General features: G+C 73.4%; 12 protein-coding genes. 4 read left to right on the top strand and 8 right to left on the bottom strand.

Features of this window, described 5'->3' with window-relative positions:
* The 3 genes from JGS39_RS32060 to JGS39_RS41190 form a co-directional block, all read right to left on the bottom strand.
* On the bottom strand, positions 1 to 1,182 hold a 1,182-nt coding region (locus JGS39_RS32060), incomplete at its 3' end, for an aldehyde dehydrogenase family protein (RefSeq protein ID WP_219573257.1).
* Positions 1,179 to 2,462, bottom strand: coding sequence for an acyl-CoA dehydrogenase family protein (locus tag JGS39_RS32055; RefSeq protein WP_219573256.1), 1,284 nt, complete (start codon positions 2,460 to 2,462; stop codon positions 1,179 to 1,181). The genes JGS39_RS32055 and JGS39_RS32060, both read right to left, overlap by 4 nt.
* Before the next feature lie 142 nt (positions 2,463 to 2,604).
* Entirely contained in the window at positions 2,605 to 3,882 is a 1,278-nt protein-coding gene (locus JGS39_RS41190; protein ID WP_236063966.1) for a flavin reductase, read from the bottom strand.
* Positions 3,883 to 4,118: 236 nt separating this feature from the next.
* Between JGS39_RS41190 and JGS39_RS32045 the strand changes: the two genes are divergently transcribed.
* On the top strand, positions 4,119 to 4,904 hold the full coding sequence (locus JGS39_RS32045; protein ID WP_219573255.1) for an IclR family transcriptional regulator: 786 nt from the start codon (positions 4,119 to 4,121) through the stop codon (positions 4,902 to 4,904).
* Between the two features lie 47 nt (positions 4,905 to 4,951).
* Here JGS39_RS32045 and JGS39_RS32040 read toward each other — a convergent pair whose 3' ends face one another.
* Positions 4,952 to 5,644, bottom strand: a complete 693-nt coding sequence (locus JGS39_RS32040; protein WP_219573254.1) for a hypothetical protein — start codon at positions 5,642 to 5,644, stop codon at positions 4,952 to 4,954.
* A 71-nt stretch (positions 5,645 to 5,715) separates the two neighbouring features.
* Positions 5,716 to 6,657 (bottom strand): hydroxymethylglutaryl-CoA lyase, encoded by a 942-nt coding sequence (locus tag JGS39_RS32035; protein ID WP_219573253.1) that lies wholly within the window; start codon positions 6,655 to 6,657, stop codon positions 5,716 to 5,718.
* Positions 6,658 to 6,721: 64 nt separating this feature from the next.
* Here JGS39_RS32035 and JGS39_RS32030 point away from each other — a divergent pair, with 64 nt between their 5' ends.
* A complete protein-coding gene (locus JGS39_RS32030; RefSeq protein WP_219573252.1) occupies positions 6,722 to 7,915 on the top strand; it encodes a CaiB/BaiF CoA transferase family protein in 1,194 nt (397 codons plus the stop codon).
* Between the two features lies 1 nt (position 7,916).
* Entirely contained in the window at positions 7,917 to 8,558 is a 642-nt protein-coding gene (locus JGS39_RS32025; protein WP_219573251.1) for an isochorismatase family protein, read from the top strand.
* A 78-nt stretch (positions 8,559 to 8,636) separates the two neighbouring features.
* Here JGS39_RS32025 and JGS39_RS32020 read toward each other — a convergent pair whose 3' ends face one another.
* Genes JGS39_RS32020 through JGS39_RS32010 form a run of 3 tightly spaced genes read right to left on the bottom strand, consistent with a single transcriptional unit; the run spans position 8,637 to position 11,586 of the window.
* A complete protein-coding gene (locus tag JGS39_RS32020) occupies positions 8,637 to 9,347 on the bottom strand; it encodes a neocarzinostatin apoprotein domain-containing protein (protein ID WP_219573250.1) in 711 nt (236 codons plus the stop codon).
* Complete coding sequence (locus tag JGS39_RS32015; protein ID WP_219573249.1) at positions 9,347 to 10,006, bottom strand: neocarzinostatin apoprotein domain-containing protein; 660 nt, start codon at positions 10,004 to 10,006, stop codon at positions 9,347 to 9,349. The genes JGS39_RS32020 and JGS39_RS32015 overlap by 1 nt, the downstream gene beginning before the upstream one ends.
* Positions 10,003 to 11,586, bottom strand: a complete 1,584-nt coding sequence (locus tag JGS39_RS32010; protein WP_219573248.1) for a hypothetical protein — start codon at positions 11,584 to 11,586, stop codon at positions 10,003 to 10,005. The genes JGS39_RS32015 and JGS39_RS32010 overlap by 4 nt, the downstream gene beginning before the upstream one ends.
* Between JGS39_RS32010 and JGS39_RS32005 the strand changes: the two genes are divergently transcribed.
* A partial coding sequence (locus JGS39_RS32005) for a hypothetical protein (RefSeq protein WP_219573247.1) occupies positions 11,578 to 11,851 on the top strand: 274 nt, incomplete at its 3' end. The genes JGS39_RS32010 and JGS39_RS32005 overlap by 9 nt on opposite strands.

Below are 11,851 nucleotides of genomic sequence, written 5' to 3'. Positions count from 1 at the left end.
CGCCACCGGGCCGAAGATCTCCCCGCGGGCGTGCTCCTCGGGGGCGCCGGTGAGCAGAGCCGGGGCCAGCCAGTTGCCCCAGTCGGGAACCGGCGTGAAGGTGTGTTCCTTCGCGCCGAGACGGGTGAGGGCCGCAACCGAGGTGCGCACGGAATCCCGGTGCCGGGAGTGCGCGAGCGGCCCGTATCCGGTGTCGCGGTCGAGTGGGTCGCCGGTCCGCAGAGAGGCCAGGACCTCGCCGATGGCTTCGACCAGTTCGGCCTGGCGGGCGGCCGGCACGACGAGTCGTCCCAGGGCTCGGCACCACTGGCCGTTGAGGGTCGTGAGCAGTTCGGCGGCGATCCGGGCAGCGGTGGCGGTGTCCGCGTCCTCCATGACCACCAGCGCGTTGTTGCCGCCCAGTTCCAGCTGGGCGGGCTTCAGAGCACGTCCGCAGGCGGCTCCGACCTCACGTCCGGCCGGTGTGCCGCCGGTGAAGGAGACCGCGCGCACCCGGTCGTCGGCGACCAGCCGGGCGCCGGTCGCGGCGTCGCCGTGCAGGAGTTGGAGCAGAGCGGGCGGCGCGCCGGCCGCGGTAAGCCCCGCGACGGCGGCCTCCACCATCAACTGCGTTCCGTAGGGGTTGAGTTCGGGCGCCTTCACCAGCACTGGACAGCCGGCCGCCAAGGCGGAGGCCGCCTTGTGGGCGGCCATCGGGGCCGGTGCGTTGTAGGGGACCACACACAGGGCCGGGCCGAGGGCCTCCCTGCGCACGGTGACAAGGCGCCCGTCGGGACGGGTGAGGGTGCTGACGAGCACCGAGTCCCGCAGCCGGGCGGCAGCCAGCCTGAAGGCGCCGCCGAGGATGACGCCGAGAACCGCGGTCTGCGCGTGCGGCACCCCGCTGCCGAAGCTCTCGGCCAGGGTGATGTCGGCGGCCCGCGCCTCCACCGCACCGGCGGCGGCGTCGAGGGCGTCGGCCCGTGCGGCGTCGGGCCGCATGGCCCAGGCCCCGGAGCGGTGCACCCGGTGCGCGGCGTCCAGCGCGCTCTCCACTCGGGCGTCGGTGCTGGCACGCACGGGGTCGAGGTCCTCGCCGGTGACGGGGTTCTGCCGGAACAAGCCGCCGGGGAGCGGGCGGCAGGCCCCCGGCCGCCCGTCGACGAGGTCGGCGACCGGCTCGGGGTGGAAGGACGTGGTCATCGACCGCTCTCCACTGTCGCGAAGAGGGCGGTGGCCCGGTCCTCGGACGCCATCTTGGCGACCTCCAGCCGTCCACGCTCCGCGGGGAACGTCATCACCAGCCCCATGGCGAGGTCGCGCAGGGTGCGGCCGATGATCCCGTCGAGGGTGGCGCCGGACGTGCCGCACGCCTTGAGCGCGCCGAGCGCGACGTCGAAGCACGCTTCGGTGACGGAGCCCTTGCCCAGCCGCCATTGCCGGAAGACCTCCGGCTTGGGACGCAACGGCGGCTCTGAGGTCTCGAGTTCGAGCTGGCGGCCGAGCCACAGGTAGGCGGTCTCCAGGCGCTGGGTCATGTCGCCGATGAGCACCTGGTGCATGGGGCTGGCGGCGATGGGGCGCCCGGTGTCGGCGAAGGTCTTGCTGGTGAGGCGGTCCAGGGTGTGGTCGTAGACGGCCTGGGCGGCGCCCGTGTACACCGCGGCGATGGCGAGTTGATTGCCCACGAAGCTGCCGCGGCTGACCTGGAGCATCCGGGTGAAGGCGCCGGGGACGACGAGCGCGTCCTCGTCCGGCACGGTCACTCCGTCGAGGCGGATGCCGTGGTTGGCGCTGCCGCGCATGCCGATGCCGTTCCACGGCTCGCGGGACGACACGCCCGGCGACTCCCGCTGCACGAGGAAGAGGGCGAGGCCGTCCGTACCCTCGACGCCGTCCAGACGTGCGGTGACGAGGTAGACGTCGGCGACGCCGGTGGCGCAGCCGAAGGACTTCTCGCCGTCCAGTCGCCAGCCGCCCTCGGTACGACGGGCGGTGGTCGCGATGGAGATGTTGGCTCCGGAGCTCTTGACGGACTCGCTGGCGAAGTTGCCCATCCACTGTCCGCCGGCCATCGCCTTCAGCACCCGCTCGGCGAAGGCGGTGACCTCAGGGATCTCGCCGGCCTCGAACAGGCCCGCGCGTATCGCCTCCAGGGGCAGCAGCCCACGCGAGGCGCTGGTGTTGTGGAAGAAGAAGGCCAGGGCGGTGGACGGGCAGGCGGTCCCCATGGCGAAGGTCGCGGCAGCGAGGTCGCGCAGTCCGCCGCCCAGGCCGCCGTACTCCTCGGGAACGACCAGACCCAGCAGGCCGGCCTCCCTCAGCAGGGCGACGTGGCCGAGCGGGAACTCACCGGCGGCGTCGGCTCCGGCAGCGGCCTCGCGCAGGGCGGGCAGTACGGACTCGACCCGTCGGGCTCGGTCCAGTTCCTCGGGTGTCATGGCATCGATAAGACGCTCGCCTGTCAGGCGTGGTGCTGTCATGCGTCGACTCCTCGGCGGGAAGGGTGGGCGAGGGAAGGATTGCGGTGGCGCGGTGCGCCGCGTGCGGTCAGCGGTGGCGCGGATACGACGGCGGACGAGCCGGGCCGGTCCGGGATCCGGCGACCCGGCGGAGGCGGCCCGCTCAGGCGGGGCGGCGGGGCCGGCCGCGCCGCACGAGGCGGTTCAGCTCGGTGCGGCACTCGGCGAGGGGGCCGGACTCGACCGGCACCCCTACGCCCATGCGGGAGCAGAGCAGCAGTAGCCGTTCGGTGTCCAGCGTTCCGTCGCAGCCCGCGAGAGCGGTGTCGAAGTGGCGGACGCCGCTCTTCATCGCGGTGAGCGCGTTGACCAGTCCGAGACCGTGGTCGTCACGCAGGCACAGCCGCAGCGGAATCCCGCCGGCCAGTTGGACGGCGTCCTGGAGCAGCAGTCTCAGGTGCAACGGCGAGCTCTGGTCGGGGGAGGCTTCGCCCCCGGTGTCCGCGGCCTCCTCCAGGGCGATCTCGTCACAGCCGGCCGAGCGCAGCGCGGCCACGAGGTCGAGCACACGGGGTGCGCGCGAAGGGTTCAGCGCGTCGGGGATCCGACCGACGACGGTGACCGATCCTGCCGCCGCGGACAGCAGCGCGGGCACATCCGCGAGTCGGATACCGGGCGCTCCTGGACGTTCGGCCACCGTGAACTCGACGGCGGTGACTCCGGAGGCAGCCGCCGCTGCGGCCGCGTCGGGGCCAGGCACCAGGACCGAGACCGGCAGGGCGCAGTCCTCGGCGTCCCTCGCACCGACAGCCTGACCGGCCGGCAGCCTGACGCGCACCCCGGCGCGTGAGAGCGCGTCGAGCAGGCGGGCGGTGGGCCGGCGGGGAGAGGCACGCAGCGCGAGCTGCACGGCCGACCCCACGTCGGCGACCGTGACCGCGTCCGGCAGCGGGTCGGCGATCTGGCCCCAGGCGCGGGAGTGGAAGAGCAGCGGCGAGACCAGCCGGGGCACGCGGGCGTCGACCACCTCGCCCACGAAGATGGTGTGGTCGCCGCCCGGGTAGGCGTGCCGGACCTTGCAGTCGACCCAGGCGGCGGCGTCGGTGAGGACCGGGCTGCCGGTGACCCGGGTCTCCCAGCCGGCGTCCTCGAAGCGGTCCTTGACCCCGGGCTCCATTCCGGCGAACCGCCGGCCGAGGTCGATATGGTCGCGGCCGAGCACGCTGACCGCGAAGACACCGTGCTCCTCGATCAGTTGATGGGAGCGGATCCTGCGGTCCATGCACACCAGGACCAGGGGCGGGTCGAGGCTCAGGCTGCAGAAGGAACTGGCCGTCATGCCGTGGCGGCCGAGGGCCCCTTCGGTCGTGACAATCGCGACGCCACTGGGCCAGCGTGCCAGCGTCTGCCGGAAAGTGGACTCGTCGACGGCGGCTCGCATGGCGCCTCCCGGTGTGTTCGTTGAGGTGTGACATCCCGAGCGGGCTTCATATTGTTTCCTCTAGCGGAACGGTGTCACGATGAGCGTAACGACGGGCTTCATTCGGTGTCAATGGCGAACGGTGACAGCTCAGCGATCGCGTTTCCCTTGGGGAAATCCCGGCCCTATGCTGGGCAATGGTCGGCGCAATCGCCCCGACCGGCCCCCCAACGGCCCGGCACCGCAGAAGGAATAGCGTGAGCGAGGAGAACAGCAGCAGGTCGATCGCCGCCGTCGAGCGGGCCATGGACGTACTCCTGCTCTTCGGCCGCAGTGGCCGGGCGGACCTCGGCGTCACCGAGATCGCGCAGGAGCTCCACATCACCAAGGCGGTGGTGCACCGCATCCTCACCGCCCTGCGCAACCGCGACCTGGTTCTGGCAGATCCGGTGACCCGCCGTTACGCCCTCGGCCCGGCAGCCATCTCACTGGGCCGCGCCTACCTGGCCCGGACCGACCTGCGCACCATGGCGGCCCCCGAGCTGCGGCGCCTGGCAGCACAGTGCGGCGAGACGGCGACCCTGTCCATCCGGCGCGGGGACACCCGTCTCTATGTCGACCAGGTGGTGCCGCAGCAGGAGTTGCGCATCGAGGTGGCGCTCGGCATCCCCTACCCGCTGCATGCGGGGAGCTCCTCCAAGGTGGTGCTCGCCTTCATGCCGGAGCACGAGATCGAGGAGTACCTGAGCCGGCACGAGCTGGAACCGCTCACCGACCGGACGGTCACCGACCCGGCGAAGCTCCGCAAGGAGCTCACCGCCATCCGCCGCCGCGGCTACGCCACATCGACGGGCGAACGCGAGGGCGGATCGGTCTCGGCCGCGGCACCGGTGCTCGGACACGACGGACACGTGGTGGCCGCGCTGAGCGTCGCGGGGCCGCAGTCACGGTTCAAACCCCGCATGGCCGAATGCGTCCCGCTGCTGATGGCCGCCGCGGAACGGATCTCCGCCGAGTTCGGCCACCGCCCCGGCACCGGTTGAGCGCCCGGGCCGGCCCGTCTCCCGGGCCGGCCCCGCCTCCCGTGCGATCACAGGGACGCGCCGGGCTTGAAGACACCCAGCGCCGCCGCCACGAGCACAGAGCCCCAGATTCCCGCGACGTACGGCACACAGCCGTTGACCGCTCGACGCAGGACGTCCTCCGTCCCGGGTGTCGATCCGTCCCGGGCCAGGGCGGCGAAGGCTGCCCCGAAGGGACGCAGGGTGAGCCGGATACCGAGACCGCAGGCGATGGCCGTCGCATAGAGCATCACCTTGGCGCCCAGCCAGTGCGGGCTGGTGGTGACACCGAACGGCTCGGCGGCGAAGAGCGTGTACGCGCCCACCCCGAGCAGGACCACCGTCAGCCCGATGCGCACGGTCCAGTCGGCCCGTCGCACCAGTGGATACCGGCCGGGGTGATGGTGGTCGACCACCGTCAGCCACAGCCAGCACGCGGCGGCGCCCCAGGCGGCCGTGGCGGTCCACGCGTTCAGCAGGGAGGCGCCGTGCGGGTCGAGGGCCATCAGTGTCACCCCGCTGGGCAGGAACAGGACCAGGCAGATCTTCGGTCCCATGTCGAGCACACCCATGATGCGCAGGGCCGTCGACCGGGCCTCGAAGCTCAGGTCACGCGCGAGCACATAGCGGCTGGAGACGTAGACACCGAGATCCCCTCCGAGCCAGAAAACGAACAGCACGATGTGCAGCAGGACCCACCAGCCGTGCGGGTGCGCTCCCATGACGGTTCCTCAACTTCCTCGCGATGTAAGTGAATCGGCGGCGGACACGGGCCGTTTCGGGACGGCACGGTTCACTTGGCCGCTGCGGTGACGCCGGGCGGGAAGCCGCCGGCGCGGCCGAGCAGCGCGGGCACCTGTCTGCCGAGGCGGTCGCCGAGACCGCGGCCGATCTCCGCGGCGGCCACCAGGTCGATGCCGGTGCTCACCCGCATCCGCTCCATCAGGTAGACGAGGTCCTCGGTGGCGATGTTCCCGGTGGCGGCGGGGGCGAACGGGCAGCCGCCGATGCCGCCGAGCGACGCGTCCAGCCAGCTCGCGCCGGCGTGCAGCGCGGCCACGGCATTGGCGTAGCCCGTGTTCCGGGTGTTGTGGAAGTGACAGCGCAGTCCGGTGCCGGGAGCGGCGTCGGCCACCCCGTGCAGCAACCGGGTCACGGCATCCGGGGCCGCGACGCCGATGGTGTCGGCGAGCACCACCTCCGCCGCGCCGGTCAGCGCGCCCCGCCGGGCCAGTTCCACCACATGGTCCTCGGGCGTCTCGCCCTCGAACGGGCAGCCGAAGGCCGCGGCGATGGTGAGCGAGGGGGCCACGCCCGCCGCGTGGGCGCGTGCGGCGACGGCTTCCCAGGCGGTGAAGGCGTCTTCCGTACCCACTCCCTGGTTGCGGCGGCAGAAGGTGTCGCTCGCCACCACGACGCAGTTGACCTCGTCCACGCCACTGTCCAGCGCGCGTTCCAGGCCGCGCAGGTTGAGCACCAGGCCGGAGTAGCTCACCCCCTCGGTGCGGGGCACGAGCGCCATCACCTCCTCGGCTCCCGCCATCTGCGGCACCCGGCCGGGGTGGACGAACGCCACCGCCTCCACCCGTCGCGCGCCTGCGGCGACGGCTCGGGTGATCAGTTCGGCCCGCTCGGCGGGGGTCAGGATCTCGGACTCGTTCTGCAGCCCGTCACGCGGGGCGACTTCGACGATGCCGACGGCGGACGGGGCCGCCTCGGCTGCTCTTCTCTCCATGTCCGTCATTCTGCCTGCCTGGTTCCTCTGGCGGAACAGCGTTTCCCAAATCTACACTCGGCACATGACTGGACCCCTCTCCGACATCCGCGTGGTGGAGACCGGCACGCTGCTGGCCGGCCCCTTCTGCGGTCAGTTGCTCGGCGACCACGGAGCCGAGATCGTCAAACTCGAAGACCCCGGCCGCGGCGACCCGATGCGGCAGTGGGGGCGCGAACGCCCCTACGGCACCTCCCTGTGGTGGCCGGTGGTCGCCCGCAACAAGAAGTCCGTCACCTGCAACCTTCGCCATGCCGAAGGCCAGCGACTGGCAAGGGAGTTGATCGCCACGGCCGACGTGCTGGTGGAGAACTTCCGCCCCGGCACCCTGGAGCGCTGGGGGATGGACTACGCGACACTCTCCGCCCTGAACCCCCGGCTGATCCTGGTCCGCGTCACCGGATACGGTCAGACCGGCCCGTACGCCCCCCGGGCGGGCTTCGGCTCCATCGGCGAGGCGATGGGCGGCATCCGGCACATCACCGGCGAGCCCGACCGGCCCCCGTCGCGCACCGGGGTCTCCCTCGGCGATGCCCTGGCCGGCACGATGGCGGCCTACGGCGCGACGATGGCCCTGCACGCCCGGGAGCGCACCGGCCGCGGCCAGGTCGTGGACTCCGCGCTCTACGAGGCGGTGCTCGCGTACATGGAGTCGCTGATCCCGGAGTGGGAGATCGGCGGCTACCGGCGCGAACGCACCGGCGCGGTCCTGCCGAACGTGGCCCCCAGCAACGTCTACCCGACGGCCGACGGCGTCGATGTCCTGATCGCCGCGAACCAGGACACCGTGTTCTCCCGCCTCACCGAGGTGATGGGGCATCAGGATCTGGCGGCGGACGAGCGGTACGCCACCCACAGCGCGCGCGGTGCGCACCAGGTGGAGCTGGACATGGTGATCGCGGAGTGGACCGGACGCCAGAAGGCCGAGACGCTGCTCGCGGCGCTGCACGAGGCGGGCGTCCCGGCCGGGCGGACGTACACGGCCGAGGACATGCTGACCGACCCGCACTTCGCCGCGCGCGAGGCCATCGTCCGGATGCCGCACCCCGACTTCGGGGAGATCCCCATGCAGAACGTGGTGCCGCGGCTGTCCGACACACCGGGCAAGGTCCGCTGGGCGGGCCCCGAACTGGGCGCGCACAACGAGGAGATCTGGGGCGGCGTGCTCGGCCTGGACGAGGCGGAGCGCGCCCGGCTGGCCGCGGACGGAGTGATCTGAGGTGGGAGGCCGGCTCGACGGCGACTACGCGGCGGCCGGCTTCGGCCGCCGCGTGGGCTGGGGCGAGCGCCCGGCGCTCCTGCTCGTCGACGCGGTCCGCGCCTACGCCGAGCCGGACTCGCGGCTGTGGATGGAGACCGCCGGCGCTGCCCTGACCGCCATGGCGGCCCTGGCGTCGGCGGCCCGCGCGGCGGGGGCCCCGGTGGTCTTCACCGCCGTCCACTACGACGGCGACCCGGCCTTGGACGCGCCGCACTTCCACCGCAAGGTGCCGGGTCTGGACGCCTTCCGGGCGGGCAGCCCTCACGCGGGCTTCACCCACGCCTGCCGGCCCGAGGAGGGCGACCTGGTGGTGCGCAAGCACTACCCGAGCGCCTTCTTCGGCACCGGCCTGCACCGGCTGCTCGCCGACCGCGGCGTCGACACCGTGGTCGTCGGCGGCTTCTCCACCAGCGGGTGCGTGCGGGCCAGCACTCTGGACGCGCTCCAGTACGGCTTCCGGCCGCAGGTGGTACGGGAGGCCGCGGCCGACCGTGACCCGGAACCCCACGAGGCCAATCTCTTCGATCTGGACTCCAAGTACGCGGATGTGATCGCCCTGGACGATGTCCTCGCCCGGTTCGCGGCGCACGCCCCGGGCTGACGGGCCATTGCGCTCGTACGTCCGCCCCCATGACGCCGAACATGTCATGGGGGCGGACGTACGAGCGGGAGGTCCCGGTCAGTCGCGCCGGCGGCGCGGCATCAGCAGCAGGGCCGATCCACCACAGAGCACCAGCGTCGCGGCGGCCAGCAGGCCGACCGGGATTCCGTCGATGCTCCCGGTGTGGGCCAGGCTGTCGTCGGCCCCGGACGCACCGCCGGCCGACGTGTCCGACGAACCCCCGCCGGAGGAAGAGGAACCTCCGCCGGAGGAAGCGGAATTCCCGCCGGAGGCGGCTGACGACCCGGTGGCGGAAGGGCTCGGGCTCGTCGACGGAGTACCGCCGCCGGCCGACACCGTGAGCGGCACCTGGACCATTTCCTTGGTCGCGGTGATGAAGACGGCGATCACGCAGGCGCCCGGCGCCTGCGTGCAACTCACCCCGCCCGCTTTCGCCTTGATGGTGATCTTGACGCTGGTCGCGTTGTCGGACGAGGCGTGCCAGACACCGGAGGCATCGGTCTTGCCGATGTGGGCGGAGTCGGCCGAGGTCTCGCAGTCGGTCGGTCCCGCGGGGGTCGGCTTGCACAGGCCGAGCGGCGCGAAGCCCTGGCTCGCGCTCAGCCCCTTCGCGGACACGGTGACCGTGTCACCGACCGCGAGTCCGGTGGTCTTGCTGACGGTGAGCACGCCCGCGGCGGATGCCGTCGGGGCAGTGAGGACGGCGGTGGCGAACGCCACCGCGCCGGCACAGGCCAGTGCTGTGGACCGGCGGAGCACGGTACGCATCAGGTGGTACCTCCAGAACGGAAGAGAGGGAAGGACTTCGGGCGGTGCGGGAACCGCGACAGACCGGCGCAGAGCACGACCACGGACAGACAGGCCGCCCACAGCCCCGTCGACGGGCCGTCCCAGCCGGAGTCGGAGCCGCCTGCTCCGGCGGCCGCCGTCCGCGCGTGTCCGACACCGGACGGCTCGCCCGTGACGGTGCCGCCCTTCAGGCCGATCGGGATGTCGACGGTGTTGGGCGGGCGCAGCGAGGCCGGGGTGCCGGCGGGCAGCGGGGAGACTCCTACGACGCACTGGGTGGTACGGCAGTCGGCGCCGGCGACCGTGCGGTGCACGGTGAGCGTGACCTTCGGCAGCCGCCCGTGCGCGTCGATGTTGACCAGGGCGGCGCCTCCGGTGAGGTCGCAGTCCTTGTTGTCGTGGTAGCCCTTCTTGCACAGGCCCACCGCGACCGAGGTGAGTCCTGGCCGGAATCCCTCGCCGGTGACGGTGATGTGACCGCCCTCGACGAGTCCGGTGGCCCTCGAAACCGTGACGGTGGCACCCGCGTCCGCGGCGCCCGCCACGGCGGCCGGCCCGAACAGAGGCATCAGCAGCGGGCCGCAGGCAGCCGCCGCCATGGCGGCTCGGCGCGCACGCGACCGGGCGGAGTGGGTCATACCGGTTTCCTTTCGTGTGAGGCCGTTCCTTCGACCACGGCCGGCCCGGACCGCGGCACGTCGGTGGAGGCGGGACGGCGGCGGGACCGGCCGGCGCGGGAGGGACGGCGCTCCGTGAGGTCGATCGGCCGGCCTCCGAGCAGCGTCGCGGCGCTGCCGGATGTGGCCACCAGCACCACGGTTCCCTGGCCGGCGATCCGTCGTACGAGAGAGGCCAGTTGGGGGTCGTCGGCGAGGGCCGCGGCAGTCGGGGCGGTCAGGTCGAGCAGCAGCAGCCGGGGCCGGGCGAGGAGCGTCTGCGCCAGACCCAGCACACAGCGCTCGGCGGGTTCGAGTTCGGCCGGGGGATCGTCGAGCCTCTCGTGCAGCGCCGGGAACGCGGCAAGTGCGCTCTGCTCCAACTCCACCGCACGGGACGGTCCGTGGCGCTCGGCGGCGGCGCGCAGTGCCTCGCGGACCGTACGGTCCGAGGCGATCTGCGGCAGTACGCCGACGCCGGTGGCGTTCACCGGGTCCACGGCCGCCGACAGGCCGAGCAGCCAGCGCGAGCGTGTGTTCATCCGCCGCACGTCCTGGCCGTGCAGGCGGACGCGGCCGGCGGCCGGCCGGTCCAGACCCGCCAGGGCCCGCAGCAGGGCGACCGCCCGTCGGCCCGACCTCTCGTCGCGCAGCACCAGGACGTCGCCCGGCGCGGCGGCCAGGCGCAGCCGCCGGATCTCGGTGTGGCCGCCTCTTCGTACGGTCAGATCCTGCACCCGCAACAGGGGTTCGGCCGCGGCTTCGGTCGGGGGCTCCCCGGCGGTGCGGGTCAGCAGGACGGTCCCCAGCAGGGGCGGCAGGGCGCACAGGACGAGCGCGTCACCGGCGTCCAGGGCGCCGCGCAGGCCGGACAGGGTGCCGATTCCGGCCAGCGCGCCCAGCAGGACCCAGCCGGCGTCCGTGTCGAGACGCCGGCCGGTGAACGCCCGGTCCAGCAGGCGGCCGACGAGCGCAACGCAGCAGAGGAGGGCGCCGAAGGAGACGGCCAGCCGGTCCGGGCCCGCCGCGGTGGCCAGTGCGAGCAGGGCCGCGCCGGCACCCGCCAGGAGCGTTGCGGCTCCCCGGCGGGCGTCGGCGGCGGGCACACCGCCGGCGGGGAGGCGGAACAGCAGGCACAGCAGCGCGGCTCCGGCGGCGGCCGCGGCGAAGTACGTGGCCTGCTGCGCCCCGAGCAGTTCGAAACGGAAGGTGAGGAAGTCCTGGGTGGCCAGGGCGCCCGCCCCGGCGGCGAAGCCGACGGCGGCATGGGCGGAGCGAACGGTGCCGGAGCCCGCCCCGGGCAGGCCCGGCACGGGTTCCGGGACCGGGTCCCGCACGGCCCCGGACAGGGCCACGGGTGCCAGAACCAGCACACCGGCCGCCGCGCACAGCAGCAGGGCGCTCTCCGGCCGGTCCGGGAGCAGCCACACGGCCGCGCCGCTCGCGGCGAAGCCGGTCAGCGCCGCCGGGTACCAGGCTCCGTGGGTACGCAGGACGAAGGCGGCGGCGCCGAGGGGCGCGGCCGGCAGGACCGCCCCACAGAACACGGCGACGTGCGGCACGGCGCCCGCGAGGACCACGAGCAGACAGGCCGCCAGCGCGCAGCGGGCGGCGCCGCCGTCCGCTACGTCCTGCTCACGGGCGCCCTACTGGCCCTGGCCGGGCTTCCGCTGACCCGGCGCCTGGTCGCACGCTGCGGCGGTCATCCGCGCGGCGCCGCCCGCTGCGCGCTGGCGGCCTGTCTGCTCGTGGTCCTCGCGGGCGCCGTGCCGCACGTCGCCGTGTTCTGTGGGGCGGTCCTGCCGGCCGCGCCCCTCGGCGCCGCCG

It is taken from the genome of Streptomyces poriferorum, from assembly GCF_019399235.1.
Lineage (GTDB): Bacteria > Actinomycetota > Actinomycetes > Streptomycetales > Streptomycetaceae > Streptomyces > Streptomyces poriferorum.
This window is presented reverse-complemented; position numbering and strand designations above follow the sequence as displayed.

Excerpts from the sequence above, each read along its gene's own strand:
- JGS39_RS32055 (WP_219573256.1), bottom strand. The coding sequence starts at position 2,462 with ATGACAGCACCACGCCTGACAGGCGAGCGTCTTATCGATGCCATGACA.
- JGS39_RS41190 (WP_236063966.1), bottom strand. The coding sequence starts at position 3,882 with ATGCGAGCCGCCGTCGACGAGTCCACTTTCCGGCAGACGCTGGCACGC.
- JGS39_RS32040 (WP_219573254.1), bottom strand. The coding sequence starts at position 5,644 with ATGGGAGCGCACCCGCACGGCTGGTGGGTCCTGCTGCACATCGTGCTG.
- JGS39_RS32035 (WP_219573253.1), bottom strand. The coding sequence starts at position 6,657 with ATGGAGAGAAGAGCAGCCGAGGCGGCCCCGTCCGCCGTCGGCATCGTC.
- JGS39_RS32030 (WP_219573252.1), top strand. The coding sequence starts at position 6,722 with ATGACTGGACCCCTCTCCGACATCCGCGTGGTGGAGACCGGCACGCTG.
- JGS39_RS32020 (WP_219573250.1), bottom strand. The coding sequence starts at position 9,347 with ATGCGTACCGTGCTCCGCCGGTCCACAGCACTGGCCTGTGCCGGCGCG.
- JGS39_RS32015 (WP_219573249.1), bottom strand. The coding sequence starts at position 10,006 with ATGACCCACTCCGCCCGGTCGCGTGCGCGCCGAGCCGCCATGGCGGCG.